Annotated in this window: 16 protein-coding genes; 9 read left to right on the forward strand and 7 right to left on the reverse strand. The window is 63.2% G+C overall.

Annotated features, from left to right (window positions below; genetic code table 11):
• On the forward strand, nucleotides 1–249 hold a 249-nt coding region (locus Q8R73_RS22490; protein ID WP_305721745.1), incomplete at its 5' end, for an NAD(P)/FAD-dependent oxidoreductase.
• Between the two features lie 142 nt (nucleotides 250–391).
• Here the strand turns inward: Q8R73_RS22490 and Q8R73_RS22495 are convergent.
• Nucleotides 392–898 carry a ferritin-like domain-containing protein gene (locus Q8R73_RS22495; protein ID WP_305721746.1) on the reverse strand — a complete coding sequence of 169 codons (507 nt, stop codon included), beginning with the start codon at nucleotides 896–898 and terminating at the stop codon, nucleotides 392–394.
• A gap of 202 nt (nucleotides 899–1,100) precedes the next feature.
• On the opposite strand from Q8R73_RS22495, the gene Q8R73_RS22500 reads away from it, so the two are divergent.
• The 3 genes from Q8R73_RS22500 (at nucleotide 1,101) to Q8R73_RS22510 (ending at nucleotide 2,273) form a co-directional block, all read left to right on the forward strand.
• Complete coding sequence (locus Q8R73_RS22500) at nucleotides 1,101–1,238, forward strand: DUF2934 domain-containing protein (RefSeq protein WP_305721747.1); 138 nt, start codon at nucleotides 1,101–1,103, stop codon at nucleotides 1,236–1,238.
• A 188-nt stretch (nucleotides 1,239–1,426) separates the two neighbouring features.
• Nucleotides 1,427–1,882, forward strand: a complete 456-nt coding sequence (locus tag Q8R73_RS22505; protein ID WP_305721748.1) for an Hsp20 family protein — start codon at nucleotides 1,427–1,429, stop codon at nucleotides 1,880–1,882.
• A gap of 70 nt (nucleotides 1,883–1,952) precedes the next feature.
• On the forward strand, nucleotides 1,953–2,273 hold the full coding sequence (locus tag Q8R73_RS22510; RefSeq protein ID WP_305721749.1) for a hypothetical protein: 321 nt from the start codon (nucleotides 1,953–1,955) through the stop codon (nucleotides 2,271–2,273).
• 77 nt (nucleotides 2,274–2,350) lie between these two features.
• Here the strand turns inward: Q8R73_RS22510 and Q8R73_RS22515 are convergent, their stop codons facing one another.
• From Q8R73_RS22515 to ybaL, 6 genes are all read right to left on the reverse strand, one after another.
• Nucleotides 2,351–3,160 carry an aspartate dehydrogenase gene (locus Q8R73_RS22515; protein WP_305721750.1) on the reverse strand — a complete coding sequence of 270 codons (810 nt, stop codon included), beginning with the start codon at nucleotides 3,158–3,160 and terminating at the stop codon, nucleotides 2,351–2,353.
• A gap of 32 nt (nucleotides 3,161–3,192) precedes the next feature.
• On the reverse strand, nucleotides 3,193–4,716 hold the full coding sequence (locus Q8R73_RS22520; protein ID WP_305721751.1) for a tripartite tricarboxylate transporter permease: 1,524 nt from the start codon (nucleotides 4,714–4,716) through the stop codon (nucleotides 3,193–3,195).
• A complete protein-coding gene (locus Q8R73_RS22525) occupies nucleotides 4,717–5,193 on the reverse strand; it encodes a tripartite tricarboxylate transporter TctB family protein (RefSeq protein ID WP_305721752.1) in 477 nt (158 codons plus the stop codon).
• Nucleotides 5,190–6,152: a tripartite tricarboxylate transporter substrate binding protein gene (locus Q8R73_RS22530; RefSeq protein WP_305721753.1), complete on the reverse strand. Its 963-nt coding sequence runs from the start codon at nucleotides 6,150–6,152 to the stop codon at nucleotides 5,190–5,192. Before Q8R73_RS22530 ends, Q8R73_RS22525 begins: the two co-directional genes overlap by 4 nt.
• 196 nt (nucleotides 6,153–6,348) lie before the next feature.
• On the reverse strand, nucleotides 6,349–6,648 hold the full coding sequence (locus Q8R73_RS22535; RefSeq protein WP_305721754.1) for a hypothetical protein: 300 nt from the start codon (nucleotides 6,646–6,648) through the stop codon (nucleotides 6,349–6,351).
• 620 nt (nucleotides 6,649–7,268) lie between these two features.
• Entirely contained in the window at nucleotides 7,269–9,023 is a 1,755-nt protein-coding gene (gene ybaL, locus Q8R73_RS22540; protein ID WP_305721755.1) for a YbaL family putative K(+) efflux transporter, read from the reverse strand.
• Between the two features lie 420 nt (nucleotides 9,024–9,443).
• Between ybaL and Q8R73_RS22545 the strand changes: the two genes are divergently transcribed.
• The 5 genes from Q8R73_RS22545 to eutC all read left to right on the forward strand — a co-directional run bounded on the left by Q8R73_RS22545 (nucleotide 9,444) and on the right by eutC (nucleotide 15,641).
• Entirely contained in the window at nucleotides 9,444–9,866 is a 423-nt protein-coding gene (locus Q8R73_RS22545; RefSeq protein ID WP_371126154.1) for a cache domain-containing protein, read from the forward strand.
• 49 nt (nucleotides 9,867–9,915) lie between these two features.
• Nucleotides 9,916–11,628, forward strand: a complete 1,713-nt coding sequence (locus Q8R73_RS22550; RefSeq protein ID WP_305721757.1) for a methyl-accepting chemotaxis protein — start codon at nucleotides 9,916–9,918, stop codon at nucleotides 11,626–11,628.
• A gap of 66 nt (nucleotides 11,629–11,694) precedes the next feature.
• Nucleotides 11,695–13,077, forward strand: coding sequence for an ethanolamine ammonia-lyase subunit EutB (locus tag Q8R73_RS22555; RefSeq protein WP_305721758.1), 1,383 nt, complete (start codon nucleotides 11,695–11,697; stop codon nucleotides 13,075–13,077).
• A gap of 170 nt (nucleotides 13,078–13,247) precedes the next feature.
• Nucleotides 13,248–14,834: a B12-binding domain-containing radical SAM protein gene (locus Q8R73_RS22560; protein WP_305721759.1), complete on the forward strand. Its 1,587-nt coding sequence runs from the start codon at nucleotides 13,248–13,250 to the stop codon at nucleotides 14,832–14,834.
• A 6-nt stretch (nucleotides 14,835–14,840) separates the two neighbouring features.
• On the forward strand, nucleotides 14,841–15,641 hold the full coding sequence (gene eutC, locus Q8R73_RS22565; protein WP_305721760.1) for an ethanolamine ammonia-lyase subunit EutC: 801 nt from the start codon (nucleotides 14,841–14,843) through the stop codon (nucleotides 15,639–15,641).
• Nucleotides 15,642–15,785 lie beyond the last annotated feature (144 nt).

Below are 15,785 nucleotides of genomic sequence, written 5' to 3' on the forward strand. Positions count from 1 at the left end.
CTGCTGACGGAGATTGCCGCCGGCGTGACGCAGTGGCGGGTGCGGCCCAACGGCACCGAGGGCTATCGCACGGCGGAAGTGACGCTCGGCGGCGTCGATACATCGGGGCTTTCCTCGAAGACGTTCGAATCCCGCGCCGTCCCCAGGCTCTATTTCATCGGCGAAGTCGTCGACGTCACCGGCCATCTCGGCGGCTTCAATTTTCAATGGGCGTGGTCGTCGGGCGTGGCGGCGGGGCGGGCGGTCTGAACTTCGACGGTCACGCAGCGGATAAGCCTGTCAATCGGAGCTCACTTCTGCAGAAGCGGGCGCACCAGGTCGGCAAAAAAGAAGGCCCCGGTAGAAAGAGGCCTTCTCTGGAAGTGGGGGTCTAAAAGCGTGCGCTGCCGCTTTACGCGGCTTTCGCCGTTTCCGCATGCCGGTTGACTTCCGACTCGGCGATCTGGCTGAGCGTGCTGTCGGTGGTCTTTTCTTCCTTCAACGTCGCATCGAGCAGTTTTACGGCATCCTTGTAGCCGAGCTCGCTCGCCCAGGTCTTCAGGGTTCCGTAGCGGGAAATCTCGTAATGCTCCACCGCCTGCGCGGCTGCGAGAAGGCCGGCGTCGAGGGCCGCGGTTCCCTTGTACTCGTCCATGATCTCCTTGCCCTCGTCGAGGATTCCCATGATGGCGTCACAGGTCTTGCCTTTCGGAGTTTCATCGATCGAGGCAAACACCTGTTCGAGCCGATCGACTTGGCCCTCGGTTTCGCCCATGTGCTTCTCGAACGCCGCCTTCAGCTTGGGGGACTGCGCCGCTTTCGCCATCTTGGGCAACGCCGACAGGATTTTCTTTTCGGCGAAGTAGATGTCCTTCAAGGTGTCGAGGAACAGGTCGTGCAGCAGTTTTTCTTTGGCCATGGTATTGCTCCGGTTGGAATTTGCTACGTTAGAACCGGCCCGGCCCCATCTTGTTCCTGTCGCAGATCGTCCCCCCGGAATAATGCCGTCGATGGACGCGGGGATGTCGGGCGTCCGACAAAGGAACGTATTTCGTCTCGATCGGTTGAAGGCAGACATTGCGGGAGATGTTGTCGTGGGCAGGCCAAGCGGGATAGAAATCGTGCGACGTGCCTATGAGCTCTGGGAGCAGGCTGGAAAGCCGGATGGCCAGGACCAGCACTTCTATCACCAGGCGGAGCGCGAACTGACCGAGGCGGCGGCGCCCGACGCCGGCAGTCCGATCCCCAAGGACGAATAATCTCCCCGAGCCCCGAAAAAGCCCGCGAAAAATTTTTCGCCGGGCCCTTGAAACCAAATCCGGCTTTTTCTAATTCTTTTGTCGCCACCTTGGGGTGGCGTCCGGGCGCCTTTGGGGCCCGGCTGAGACGGGCACCGGAACGTGTCCGGTGCCGCTCGTAACCAACTTGCTCATTGGAGGATTTGGCTATGCGCACCTACGATTTTTCGCCCCTCTGGCGTTCGACCATTGGCTTCGATCGCCTGTTCGACCTCGCCGAAGCAGCCCAGCGGGCCGGCGAGGACAATTATCCGCCCTACAACATCGAACGGCTGGCTGAGGATCGCTACCAGATTTCGCTGGCGGTCGCGGGATTCTCGCCGGACGAAATCTCGGTGACGGCGGAGCAGAATGTGGTCACCATCGAGGGCAACAGGGCCGAGAAGGCCGAACGCGAATTCCTGTATCGGGGCATCTCGACCCGGAGCTTCAAGCGGCAATACAGCCTGGCCGACCATGTCGAGGTCAGGGGGGCCGTCTTCGACAACGGCCTGCTGCGAATCGAATTGGTGAGGCAGATTCCGGAGGCCATGAAGCCGCGGCGCATCGCGATCAGTGCTGCGCCGGCCGGCAACGTCCAGCAGATCGAAGCCAGGGCGGCCTGACAGCGAAGACCCGATGCCGCGCGCGACACGGCGCGCGGCATCGCAACCTCGTCTATGAATGGAGGAGACCATGCGGCCGACGACCGCTTTCGACGACAATGTGTTCGACTTCAACGCGCTGCTCCATCCCGGCACGCTGTTTGAACATCCGAGGGATGTGGTGTCCCATCCCTCGCTGACCCTTAGCGAGAAGCGGGCCATCCTGGCGTCCTGGGCGTCGGATGCCAGCGCAATCGCCTCATGCCCCGCGCTGCGCGCACCGGCGGGCCTCAAGGCGCCCGTGACCATCGACGAAATTCTGGAGGCGCTTTGCCAGCTCGACGGCAGCCCGCGCCCGCCAGGCGGAAAGCCCTTCCGCCTGCGCTCCGCCGAAAGGTGCCTCGCGGCATAGCGGGCAGCGAGGGCGGACAGGCTTCCCGGCGAGGCGCGCGTTGGGCTGGCCGCGCTTGCGCGGTCCGGCGCGCGCCTTTATGTCCCGACGCGAAGCGATGCGCGCAGCTTGCGAAGGCACGCGATGACCGACAGCGCAGTGATCAGGCCGGTTTTTGGATTCTCCGACGGAATGTTCTCGATCGACATCGAAAATCGTGCGGAATCGGAGTCCACCTCGATCCGGTGCATGTTGCGCGTCACGACGGGATCGGCCCAGATTTCGATCGTCGTCCGATCGGGACCAATCCCGGCGAGCGAGAGGGCGGCGGCAACGTTGACATTGGCCGGAAATCCGCGTGCCGCCTCGCGGGCGGTTCCGTCGAAAACCTTGAGCGGTTCGGTAATTCCGTCGATGCCGATGTTGTTGTCGACGATATAGGGCGCGCCGGCGAGCCCGCCCGGCGGCTTGCGCGTGATCATCCGGACCGAATGGATGGTTCCGACCGCCGCGGCGGTCACCGCGTCGAGGCCGATCAGCGCGCCGGTCGGCACCACGATCTGACCGCCATGTTGCCGTGCCAGTTCGATCAGGTCGTCGTGGTCGAGCAGCGCGCCCGCGCTGAGCACCACCGCGGTCTTTCCGGCACCCACAAACGGCGCCACGATAGATCTGACCAGTCGGCTCGGGGCGCATTCGATGACGATGTCGGCGACATCGACCAGCGCCTCGATCGGCAGCATGGCAGGCGGTGTCGTCAAACCGGCCAGCCGGCTGCGATGCTTTTCCGGGTTCTGCACCGACACCGCGGTGAGAACCAGCCCGTCGATCCCCCGGTCCAGCGCTTCCACCACCCTGGTGCCGATGGCGCCGAGCCCGACCACCGCAATACGCAAGTCAGGTCGCACGGCTTTCTCCCCCTATGCCATCGAACTTCATCTCAAAAATCCGGCTCTTCCTCGGCCACCCGCTTTTGGTGGCGCAGATGCTGCCATATCGCCAGCGCCACCGAAAGTGCGGCCGCCACCAGCAGCCCGCCGGAGATCGGCCGCGTCAGGAATAGCCACGGGCTCGGGTCGGTCATGATGGCGCGCACCAGATTGATCTCGATCTGGTCGCCGAGAATCAAGCCGAGGATCAGCGGCGCCAGCGGAAAGCCGAGCTTGACCAGCACGTAGCCGATCACACCGAACAGCAGCAGCACATACACGCTCTGCATGGTATTGTTGAGCGCGTAGGCGCCGACCACGCAGAGCACCAGTACGACCGGGGCCAGCACCGCCATCCGTACCGAGGTCACCCGCAGCATCAGCGGCATCAGCGCGATGCAGATCAGCAGCATGCAGGGATGCGCCAGGATGTAGGCCGCATAGATGCCATAGGCGATATCGGGATTCTGCGAGATGAACAGTGGGCCCGACTGAATGCCGTGAATCGTCATTGCGCCGAGCATCACCGCGGTGACGGCGTCGCCGGGGATACCGAACGCCATGATGGTCATCAGCGAGCCGGAGACATTGGCATTGTTGGAGGCTTCCGAGGCGATGATGCCCTCCGGATGGCCCTTGCCGAAACGCTCGGGCGTCTTCGAGAATTTCCGGGCCTGGTCATAGGCCATGACGCTCGACGCGCTGCCGCCGATGGCGGGCAGGATACCGATGATCAGCCCGACAATCGTCGACCACGCCAGCAGGAACGGCCGCTTGAAGATTTCCAGGTTCACCCCGAGGTGCGAGAAGCGCTCGAGCTTGACGCCGACCAGCGACGGCACCGGCTGGCCGCGCGGCCCATTGAGCTTCTCCAGATCGGTCATGATCTGCGCGAAGGCGAAAACGCCAATCAGCACCGGCAGGAACGGAAAACCACCGCCGACGAATTCCGAGCCGAAAGTGAAGCGCGGCACGCTGCCGATCGGATCGTGGCCGACCACGGTGATCAGGAGCCCGATGGCGGTCGAGAGCAGCCCTTTGAGCAGCGAAGCCTCGGTCAGCCCCGCCACCATCGCCATCGCCAGCACGAACAGCGAGAAATATTCCCAGGGTCCGAATTCCAGCGCGATCGCCGCCAGCGGCCCGGTCAGGAACACGAGGAAGAGGGCGCCCAGCAGGCCACCCCAGACCGACGCCCATACGCCGAGCCAGATGGCGCGGCCCGGTTCGCCGTTGCGCGCCATCGGAAAGCCGTCGAATGTGGTAGCGATCGAAGCCGGCGAGCCGGGGATACCGAGCAGACAGGCGGCGATCAGGCCGCCGGTCGAGCCGCCGACATAGACGCCGGTCATCGCCGCCAGGCCCGCCAGCGGATCGAGCCCGTAGGTGAACGGCAGCACCACGATCACCGTCATGGTGATGGTGACGCCCGGAAGCGCGCCGCCGATCACGCCGATGAAGGTGCCGGCAAACAAGGGCAACAGGTATTTCCACTGCGCGATGTTGACGAGACCGTTCGCGAGCAGATCGAGCATCTAGAAGCCCGTCCATGCGCCGCGCGGCAGCAGCACCAGCAGGTATCGCTCGAACACGAAATAGCTCGCCATGGCGGTGCCTAGCGCGATCGCAGCAAGCACGATCGATTGCCGTATCGTTCGCGGCTGACCCAGGGCAACCTGCAGCAGGCCGACGAACAGGACCGTCGCGAGGCGAAATCCCAGCAGCGGCAGCAACATCACATAGAGGCCGACGATCGCGAAGGCGATCACGACCAGGCGGTAGTTTCGCCGCGGCAACTCGCCCGCTTCGACCGTGACGGGCGCGCGCTTCAAGATATCTTGCAGCACCAGCAGCGCGCTTGCGACTGCCATGAAGGACAGCACGATGGCCGGGTAAAAGCCCGGCCCGACCGGAACGATGGGAAGGGACGGAAGCTGGAACGACTTGACCAGCAGCACCAGGCTGATCGCGAGCAGGACCAGCCCGGCAATTCCGTCGCGGCCTATGCTCATTTTTTGATCAGGCCGAGATCGGTCATGATGGTCTTGCTCTCGCCGTCGATCCTGGCGAGGAACTGGGCATAATCAATGGCGCTGAGGTACGCCACGCGGGTGCCTTGCAACTTCATCGCCTGGGCGAAGCTCGGCTCCTTGACCGCCTTGGCGCAGGCTTCCTCCAGCTTGGCACGCACCGGCGCCGGCGTTCCCTTGGGCACCATCACGCCGCGCGCCACTTCGTAGACGATGTTCATGCCGAGCTCCTTCAGCGTCGGCACATCGGGCGCTTCCGGATCGCGCTTCTCGCTGGCGATCGCAATAAAACGCAGCACGGCAGCCTCGACCTTGCCCTTCTGCGTCAGGTTGGAATCGGTGAGGTTGATGTGGCCGCCGAGCAGCGCGTTCATCCGCGGCGCCAGGCCGTCATAGGACACGAATTTGAACTTGATGCCGGCCGCCTTCTCGATCATGGCCGGGAAGATATGGCTGGTGGAGCCGAGCGTAGCGCCGACCGTGATCTCGCCCGGTCGCTTCTTGGCGTCGTCTGCGAGCTCCTGCCAGGTCTTCCACGGCGTCTTGGCGCTCGCAGTCAGCACCGAGGGCGTCGCCGCGACCAGGCAGACCGGCTCGAAGTCGCTGTACTTGACGTCGCTGATCCCTGCATAGAACGTCAGGTGGATATAGTCGTGCATCGCATAGACCGTGTAGCCGTCGGGCGCCGACTTCTGCGCCTCGCGCGCGCCGACGGTGCCGGACGCGCCGCCGACATTGGCGATGACGACCGGCTGGCCGAGATGTTTCTGGAATTCGACGGCGAAGGGCCGGAAGATGTTGTCGGTATCGCCGCCCGCGGCCCATGGCACGATCATCTTGATGGGGCGGTCGGGATATTGCGCCATCGCGGGCCCGGATAAGGCAGCCAGCACACCGGCCAGCGCAGCAACGCCGGCCATCGTCACGAACGTCCTTGCCATTCGTCGTCTCCCCTGTGATTTTCGCGGGCCATTCCGGCTCTCGTTGGGACAATAGCAGCCGAGCCATGCATGGGGAAGCCCCGCTGCGACAGCCCCGCCGCGAGGGCATCTCGGTCCTCATCGGGGAATGAGGCAGGTGGCGCGAGGCATCAATATCCTGGCGCGGGCGACGCAGCCTTTGATTGATGTTCGAGGTTCAGGTGAGGCTGAAAAGGATCATTCCGGCTACCGTAACGATGCGTGCGAGGTCGGCCCAACGGCGCTCGCCCTCGTAGCGTCCGGCCGATCGCCAGACGCCGACCGTTGCAACGAAATTGTAGGGCACTGAAAGCACGTAACCGACGATAAGCGCCGCGACAATCTGATCGTTCATGACCAGCACCAGAAACAGGATCGACGTCGTCAGGTTGACCGCAATACCGCCGGCCACCGCCCATTTCCAGAACGCCTGCGGCAGCGGCAGATCCCCGTTCCAGAGGCGGCGCAAGGCGTTCACGCGGACCGACCCTGCATCGGACGGCAATGCACCAAAACTGAAAACAGAACGGTGGTCAGCATGATGTGCGCGGCTCAGTTGAATGGTCCAGAGGTTAGCTTAGCGTCGGACTTTGCGCCAGCGTGCACCACGATGGCGTGTCGGGAGTCTTGTCGCCCCAAAACTTGGCCGTCGAAAGGGGTATGCCTTTGCGATTCCGCGCGCCTTCAGGCGGCGAACTGCCGGGCCCAGAGCAAGATGCTCGGGCGGGACCCAATTTCATTCGCACAGGCATCGGCTGCGAGCGATTGAAGCGGCTCAAACGCAGCGCCTGCGGTGTAGACAAGGCCCAGCATCACCGCCGCCAGGATTACTGGTTCCACACAGGAGTGAAGCCTCCTGCAAGTGCGTTGCCACCATCCCGGCATGGGAAATCGGTGAATTTGCCCATCAGGCGTCACGAGGTCGAACGTCCCGACGACACGAAGCGTTCGAGGTGCTCTGGTCGGCAACATTGGACATACTCCTCGCCCAATCGATCCGCTTTGAATCCTCGGTAATCTAGCATCGCGAGTCCCGGCAAGCCGCGCGATACTTCGACGCACGCCGCGGTGAGTTCCATCACAACCCGGCGGGGACAGCTAACCGAGGGGCGCTGCGTCACGCCCTTGCCAAGCAAGCAATTGACGGATGATTCCGAGTGCGATCTCCCGCTCCCCCATGATGATGAGATCGGCGCCCATGTTTTTCAGATGCTCCACCTCGGCGTCCGAATGAGCCCGTGCGATGATCTGGATGCCGGGATTGGCGGCGCGCGCCTGCTGCACGATCTGGCCTGCCTCGAATGTCCCCGGTATCGCAATCAGCAGATACCGGGCGGCGCCGAGATTGGCCGATTTCAGGACGTCGGAACGCGCGGCATTGCCAACGATGGTTTCGAAATTGCTATCCCGAAGCTTTGCCACCACGTTGTCCGCATCCTCGATGATGAGGAAGGGCCGACGGCTCTTTTGCAAGGCATCCGCTACGATGCTGCCGACGCGGCCATGGCCGACAAGGATGGTATGGCCTGTCAACTGCGTGGCATCGGGCGGATCGGATGACGCTTCCGGCGCGGCGACCCGTGCTGTCGGCGCTTCTGCGCCGGGGTGGGAAATGCTGACAGCGCTCTCTCCGGACGGACGCTCGAGGCGTCGGGCCAGCCAGTCGACGGCGGCGAAGACCAGCGGATTGAGCATGATGGAGAGAATTGCGCCGGCCAGGATGAGGTCGCGTCCTGCCGTCGGCAGCAGATTCAACTTGACGCCGAGTTCAGCCAGGATGAACGAGAATTCGCCGATCTGGGCGAGACTTGCCGAGATCGTCAGTGCCGTTCCCACCGGGTGGCGAAAGGCCAGCACGATGAGGAACGCGGCCACCGATTTTCCGACGATGATGATGAACAGTGTGGCGAGCAAAAGCCACGGCTCGCGCAGCAGGCTCGCAGGATCGAACAGCATGCCCATGGAGACGAAAAACAGCACGGCGAAGGCGTCGCGCAACGGCAGTGATTCCTGGGCGGCGCGCTGGCTGAGTGGAGATTCGCTGAGGATCATGCCGGCGAAGAACGCGCCGAGCGCCAGCGAAACGCCGAACAGCTTCGCAGCGCCGAACGCCACCGTCAGGGCGATGGCGAGAACGGCGAGGCGAAACAGTTCCCGCGAGCCGGTGTGGGCGATATAGTGCAGGATCCAGGGGATCACACGCCGGCCCACCACCAGCATGAAGCCGACGAAGACGCCGACCTTGACGAGGGTGAGCAGCAGCACGCCCGAAAAACCGAGATCGAGATAGGACGCCAGCGGATCCGCGACCGGCGAGTTGCTGCCCACGCCGAACATCCCGGCCAGGGCCGGTAGCAGAACCAGCGCAATCACCATCGCGAGGTCTTCCACGATCAGCCAACCGACCGCGATGCGCCCGCGTTCGGTTTCCATCAGACGGCGCTCCTGGATGGCCCGGAGCAAAACCACGGTGCTTGCGACCGACAGGGCCATTCCGAATACGAGACCGGCACCGACCGTCCATCCCAGCAACAGCGCCAGGCCCAATCCCATCAGGGTGGCGACGGCGATCTGGACCACCGCTCCGGGCAACGCGATCGCGCGCACGGACAGCAGGTCCTTGAGCGAGAAGTGGAGACCAACTCCGAACATCAGGAGAATGACGCCCAGTTCCGCCAACTCGGTCGCCAGCGCCTGATCCGCCACGTAGCCCGGCGTAAATGGCCCGACGGCGACGCCGGCCAGCAGGTAACCAACCAGCGGCGGCAACCGAAGACGATGGGCCAGCGCGCCAAACACGAAGGCCAGTCCGAGACCGGCGACGATGGTGGCGATAAGCGGCGTATGGTGCATGCTTGATCCCCTGCGGTTCCATCTTCGCCCGCATTTTGCCATGGGCGTTCGTCCACTTCCTGCGACCAAGTGAGGCGGAAAGCGGCCCAGGTTCAGGCGTCAGCACGTGACGCGATATCCCGGAACGAATGGTTCCGGGTCCGAAACGCGGATCCGGCATCAATATTTCGGGCGATTGGCGCCGCAGCGGCAGACTCCGTTTCGGTGTTGTCTGCCGTAACCGAAGTTCGAAATGGTGCATTTTCCTGCAAGTTGGATTCCCTATCCCCCGTTGATCTACGGATAGGCAAGTTAACTGACGGTTCGCTCTTTTTGACAATCATGCCGTGTGCGGTGCTGCAACCGCGTCCAAATCAATCGATCCGGAGAGAGAACGTGAACAACTGGTCAACGAAGGTGCTCGTTTCAGGACTTACAGCCATGTTCATAGGCGCAGGCGCCGCCATGGCTGCCGATGGTGCGGGCAAGGATGACGCCATTGCGATGGTCAAGAAGGCCGTCAGCTTCATCAAGGAAAAGGGCGCCGACAAGGCCTATCCCGAATTCACCGGCAAGGCCGCCGGCTTCGTCGATCGCGACTTGTACGTCGTGGTCTATCAGCTCGACGGCAAGGTGCTGGCCCACGGCTCCAACGCCAAATTCGTCGGCAAGGACCTGATCGATGCGCAGGACGTCGACGGCAAGCTCTATGTCAAGGAACGGGTGGAAATGGCCGCCAAGCAGCCCACGTTCTGGCAGGACTACAAGTTCGTCAATCCGGTCAGCAAGAAGGTCGAGCCGAAGCAGATGTACTGCGAGAAGGTCGACAACACGGCGGTGTGTGCAGGCATCTACAAGCTCTGACGCATGACGATCGGTATTGCCACGGCGACCGCCGCCCCGAAGGATTGATATGTTCGCCTGGATCAAAAATATCGGGCTGTCCTGGAAAGTTCAGCTCGCGCCGACATTCCTGATTCTGGTCCTGATCGGCGTCGGCGTCTATGCCTTGCAGGCGCTGCGTTCGAACCAGACCGCGGTCGATGCACTGGTCGCCGGGCCGATGCGGCAATCCGAACTGGCCAGCGAACTCACCACGACGACCTGGATGGCGCATGCCAGGCTGTACCGACTGGCGGCGACCGCCGCCAATGAGACCGATACCAGGAAAGTCGAGGCCTTCTCCAAGGAAGCTTCCGCGGCCGCCTCGAAGATCTCGGAAGCCCTGAAGGCGGTCGAAGCCGCCCAGGGCGGAACCCAATCCGGTGGCAAACCGGATGGCCTGCAAAAACTGAAGACGGCCGTCGCCGGCTATCTCAAGCAGTCGAAGAACGCCATCGAGATGGCCGATGGCGACACCGGGTCGGCGATGATGTTCATCAAGGGCGCGGAACGCAATTTCGCCGATATCGAGAAATTGACCGACGATCTGATCACACGCTCGATCGACAGCAAGGATCGCGAGATCGCCCGAGCCGGAATCAAACTGGAACAGCAGCAGTTGACGCTGATGGCCGTGCTGCTGGTGGTGGCCTTCGCCGGCATCGTGGTTTCGTTCCTGATCGGCCGCAACATCTCTCGCCCGGTAGTGGCGATGTCGAAGGCGATGCGCGAACTCGCGGTCGGCAATTTCGATGTCCAGTTGCCTGGCCTCGATCGCCGCGACGAAGTCGGCCAGATGGCCCGAGCGGTCGAGGAATTCAAGGTGCAGGCCATAGGCAAGGCCGAACGCGACACCGCCGAGCGCGAGCACAAGAATCGTGAACTGGCCGTCGCCCGCCGCGCCGAACTGCATAACCTCGCCGAGAGTTTCGAGATCGCGGTCGGCAACATCATCGAAAACGTCGGCGCCGCATCGGGCGAATTGGAAAACTCGGCCGTCATCCTGACCAACAGCAGCACGGCCACCCAGGAGCTTTCGACCGTGGTAACGGCGGCTTCGGAAGAGACATCTGCCAACGTGCAGTCGGTTGCCTCGGCCACCGAAGAAATGGCCTCTTCCATCAACGAAATCGGCCGCCAGGTCGCGGATTCCAACAGAATCGCCACCGAGGCGGTCGAGCAGGCGGGAAAGACCGACGCGCGGATCGCCGAATTGTCGCTGGCTGCCAGCCGCATCGGCGACGTCACCCAGCTGATCACCTCGATCGCGGCACAGACCAATCTGCTCGCGCTCAACGCCACCATCGAAGCCGCCCGCGCCGGCGAGGCCGGCCGCGGCTTTGCCGTGGTCGCGCAGGAGGTCAAGGCGCTGGCGTCGCAGACCGCCAAGGCTACCAGCGAGATATCGACCCAGATCGCCGGCATGCAGGCGGCAACCCGGGACTCGGTGGTCGCCATCAAGGAAATCTACGGCACGATCGGGCAGGTCTCCGAGATCGCCTCGGCGATCGCTGCCGCCATTGAGCAGCAGGGTGCGGCGACCCAGGAGATCGCCCGCAACGTGCAGCAGGCGGCGGTCGGTTCCACCCAGGTCGCGAACTCGATCGCGGACGTCAACCGCGGCGCCAGCGATACCGGAACCGCCTCTTCGCAGGTGCTGGCGTCGGCGCAGTTGCTGTCCAGCGAAAACAAGCGACTGAAGACCGAAGTGGTCAAATTCCTCTCCACCGTGCGGGCTGCGTAGTCCCGCATCCGGTGCTAGTCTTCGAAAACCGTCGCGCCTCGGGAGGTTGACGGGTTCGGAGTCCTCATGATCTATCGACACGCCATCGACGCCACCACTTACGTGTTCGATGATCTGCGCGATCTGCTCGCCAAGGCGACGCCGCCGCGCTCCGGCGACCGCCTCGCGGGGGTCGCGGCCGAAAGTGCCGCGCAAATGATCGCGGCCCGGATCGCGCTATCCGACGTTCCGCTCAAGCAGTTCCTGCAGGAGACCGTCGTTCCCTATGAAAGCGATGAAGTCACCCGGCTGATCGTCGACAGCCACGACGCCGCGGCCTTCGCCGTCATATCCTCGCTGACGACAGGCGGATTCCGCGACTGGCTGTTGTCCGACGCAGCCACTCCGATGGTTCTGGCAAACCTGTCGCGCGGCATCACCCCTGAAATGGCCGCGGCGGTGTCGAAACTGATGCGCAACCAGGACCTGATCCTGGTCGCGAAAAAATGCCAGGTAACGTCGGCCTTTCGCAACACTATCGGCCTGCGCGGCCGGCTCAGCGTGCGGCTGCAGCCCAATCATCCCTTCGACGACGCCGGGGGCATTACCGCGTCGATCCTCGACGGCATCCTGCTCGGATCCGGCGACGCCTGTATCGGCATCAATCCGGCCAGCGACGATCCCGCGGTCATCGGCGGCCTGCTGCGGTTGCTCGACGATATCATCGCGCGGCTGCAGATCCCGACGCAGGGCTGCGTCCTGACTCATGTCACCACGACGCTCGGATTGATCGACCGCGGTTTTCCGGTCGATCTGGTGTTTCAGTCGATCGCGGGCACCCAGGCGGCGAACCGGAGTTTCGGCGTCGATCTTGCGCTGCTGCACGAGGCCCATCAGGCCGGGCTGTCGTTGCGTCGCGGCAATGTCGGCAGCAATGTGATGTATTTCGAAACCGGGCAGGGGTCGGCGCTTTCTGCCAACGCCCACCACGGCGTCGACCAGCAGACCCTGGAGGCGCGGGCCTATGCGGTGGCGCGCGCCTTCGATCCGCTGCTGGTCAACAGCGTGGTCGGCTTCATCGGCCCGGAATATCTCTATGACGGCAAGGAGATTATCCGCGCCGGGCTGGAGGACCATTTCTGCGGCAAGCTGCTCGGCCTGCCGCTTGGCGTCGATGTTTGCTACACCAACCACGCCGAAGCCGACCAGGACGACATGGACAATTTGCTGACGCTGCTTGCCGCCGCCGGGGTCACCTTCATCATGGGGGTGCCGGGGGCAGACGATGTCATGCTGAACTACCAGTCCACTTCCTTTCATGACGCCCTCTATGTCCGCGATCTGTTCGGCCTGAAGCGGGCGCCGGAATTCGACGACTGGCTGGTACGCTCGGGGCTGGCCGGTGAAGACTTTCGGCTCGCCGGGCATACGGGGCTGCTACCCGATTTTGCATCGCGGCTGCTGGCTTGAGGCGTCAGGACCGCGCCGCAGCGGGCATGCAACCATCCGGCCGCTGGCGAGTTGGGAACGGCCGCGCCAATGTTGAAGAACCCCGCCACAATGTTGAAGAATTTGTAGCCCAGCGTTGAAGCACGTGCTTAACTTGGCGGCCGGCAGGTTTACAGGCGTTAGGAAGTTTGATGAGGGCTGAAGGCATCGAGACGGTTCGGCGCATCCTGTGCGTATTCCCGCGCTATACTTCGTCTTTCGGCACATTCGAACATGCCTACCCGCTCACGGACGGCGTTCAGGCCTTCATGCCGCCACAAGGGCTGCTGCTGATCGCGGCCTATCTGCCCGAACACTGGCCGGTCCGCTTCATCGACGAGAATATCCGTCCCGCCTCGCAGGAAGACTTCGAATGGGCGGAAGCGGTGTTCGTCAGCGGCATGCACATCCAGCGTCAGCAGATGAACGATATCTGCCGTCGCGCGCATGCGTTCGATCTGGCGGTTGCGATAGGAGGTCCGTCGGTCTCGGCCTGTCCGGAATACTATCCCTCGTTCGACTATCTTCATGTCGGGGAACTCGGCGACGCCACCAACGAGTTGCTGGTCCGGCTGGCGCGCGATCCCTCGCGGCCCGAGCAGCAGGTGGTACTGAAGACCGGCGATCGTCTCGCCATGACCGAATTTCCAATTCCGGCCTACGAGCTCGCCGACGTCAAAAGGTATTTCCTCGGCAGCATCCAGTATTCCAGCGGATGTCCATACCAGTGCGAGTTCTGCGATATTCCTGGGCTCTATGGCCGCAATCCGCGCCTGAAATCGCCGCAGCAGATCATCGCCGAACTCGACAAATTGCTCGAATGCGGGGTAACGGGCTCGGTTTATTTCGTCGATGACAATTTCATCGGCAACCGCAAGGCGGCGCTCGATCTGTTGCCGCATCTGGTCGAGTGGCAGAAGAAAACCGGCTACGTGATGCGGCTCGCCTGCGAGGCGACGCTCAACATCGCCAAGCGGCCCGAGATTCTCGAAAAGATGCGCGACGCCTTCTTCGTCACCGTCTTCTGCGGCATCGAGACCCCCGATCCCGCGGCGCTGAAGGCGATGCAAAAAGACCACAACATGATGGTTCCGATCCTGGAGGGCATTCACACCATCAACAGCTACGGAATGGAGGTCGTCTCCGGCATCATCATGGGGCTAGATACCGACAAGCCCGAGACAGCCGACGCCTTGCTGGCCTTTGTCGATGAATCGCAAATACCGCTATTGACCATCAATCTCCTGCAGGCGCTGCCTCAGACGCCGCTGTGGGACCGGCTCGAACGCGAGGGCCGGCTGATCCATGACGACGGCCGCGATTCCAACGTCGATTTCCGGCTGCCCTATGACCAGGTCGTCAGTTCCTGGCGCAAATGCATGGAGATCGCCTACCAGCCCGAGAAACTCTATGCGCGCTATCAGTACCAGTGCGATTACACCTATGCCAACCGGATCAAGGTGCCGGTCACGCCGGAGCAGAGGAGCTGGTCCAACATCAAGCGCGCGCTGATCATGCTGCGCAATATTTTCTGGAAGGTCGGCGTGCTCGGCGATTACCGCAAGGTGTTCTGGAAGTTTGCGTTAGGCCGGCTGCGCCATGGCGACATCGAGGGCCTGATCGCGTCGAGCATGATCGGACACCATTTGATCATGTTTGCGCGCGATGCCTCGGTCGGCCAGCAGAACGCCTCGAACTACTCGATCCGGCTGCGCGAGGCATCGGTCCCTGCCGAGTAACCCGCGATGGCTGTAACGGCGCCGCCGTCCCGTTCGCTGCGCGATTTGCGGAATCTGACCCCGGCGCGCGTCGGGCTCGGCCGGGCAGGAGCCGGCCTGCCGACCCGGGCGTTGCTCGATTTCACGCTCGATCATGCGCGGGCCCGCGACGCCGTGCATGCCGCCTTCGATGTGCCCGCCTTGATCACGGGGCTCGGCGGCCTCGGGCTCGAAGCGCCCAGTGTGTCCAGCTGCGCGCGCGACCGTCGCGAATATCTGAAGCGTCCCGACCTCGGGCGAAAGCTCGACCATGCATCGCGGCAGCTTCTGGCGAGCCGCAATGCCGGTACGTGCCGGCTGGCCGTCGTGGTCGGCGATGGCCTGTCGCCGACGGCGGTCAATGCGCACGCCATTGCGTTGATGAGCAGCCTGATGCCGCGGCTGGCGGCCGGGCGAATCGACATCGGTTGCGCCGTGGTCGCCTCCGGCGCGCGGGTCGCGTTGGGGGACGAGATCGGCGCCATTCTCGGTGCGCGCATGGTCGTGGTGTTGATCGGCGAGCGGCCCGGCCTGTCCGCGCCCGACAGCCTCGGCGCCTATCTGACCTTCGCGCCCCGGCCCGACGTCACCGACGCTGAGCGCAATTGCGTGTCCAGCATCCACGGCGCCGGGCTTGGCTACGATGAGGCGGCCTCGCGTATTGCCTGGCTGATCCGCGAGGGCCTGGCCCGGGAAGTCACCGGCGTCGCCTTGAAGGACGAGAGCGGCGGTCCGGCGCATAAGCGCATCGATACCCCTTCAGGCGGGCATGAAAAATCCGTGATTTGAAGGCCTTTATGGCCTCATACACGCCGATTTCGTGCCGGGTGTGCGCTTGCGAGATGCCGGACAGACCTGCTACACCTCACGCGGCTAATTTACCGCATGATTTCAACGGCTAGCGCCGATCAGACGTGGCCGATTCAGTTTCCC

It is taken from the genome of Bradyrhizobium sp., assembly GCF_030697065.1.
In the GTDB taxonomy this organism is placed as follows: domain Bacteria; phylum Pseudomonadota; class Alphaproteobacteria; order Rhizobiales; family Xanthobacteraceae; genus Bradyrhizobium.

Bases quoted from the DNA above. Each gene is read 5' to 3' on its own strand.
- Q8R73_RS22495 (WP_305721746.1), bottom strand. From the start codon at position 898: ATGGCCAAAGAAAAACTGCTGCACGACCTGTTCCTCGACACCTTGAAG.
- Q8R73_RS22505 (WP_305721748.1), top strand. From the start codon at position 1,427: ATGCGCACCTACGATTTTTCGCCCCTCTGGCGTTCGACCATTGGCTTC.
- Q8R73_RS22510 (WP_305721749.1), top strand. From the start codon at position 1,953: ATGCGGCCGACGACCGCTTTCGACGACAATGTGTTCGACTTCAACGCG.
- Q8R73_RS22520 (WP_305721751.1), bottom strand. From the start codon at position 4,716: ATGCTCGATCTGCTCGCGAACGGTCTCGTCAACATCGCGCAGTGGAAA.
- Q8R73_RS22525 (WP_305721752.1), bottom strand. From the start codon at position 5,193: ATGAGCATAGGCCGCGACGGAATTGCCGGGCTGGTCCTGCTCGCGATC.
- Q8R73_RS22530 (WP_305721753.1), bottom strand. From the start codon at position 6,152: ATGGCAAGGACGTTCGTGACGATGGCCGGCGTTGCTGCGCTGGCCGGT.
- ybaL (WP_305721755.1), bottom strand. From the start codon at position 9,023: ATGCACCATACGCCGCTTATCGCCACCATCGTCGCCGGTCTCGGACTG.
- Q8R73_RS22545 (WP_371126154.1), top strand. From the start codon at position 9,444: ATGTTCATAGGCGCAGGCGCCGCCATGGCTGCCGATGGTGCGGGCAAG.
- Q8R73_RS22550 (WP_305721757.1), top strand. From the start codon at position 9,916: ATGTTCGCCTGGATCAAAAATATCGGGCTGTCCTGGAAAGTTCAGCTC.
- Q8R73_RS22555 (WP_305721758.1), top strand. From the start codon at position 11,695: ATGATCTATCGACACGCCATCGACGCCACCACTTACGTGTTCGATGAT.
- Q8R73_RS22560 (WP_305721759.1), top strand. From the start codon at position 13,248: ATGAGGGCTGAAGGCATCGAGACGGTTCGGCGCATCCTGTGCGTATTC.
- eutC (WP_305721760.1), top strand. From the start codon at position 14,841: ATGGCTGTAACGGCGCCGCCGTCCCGTTCGCTGCGCGATTTGCGGAAT.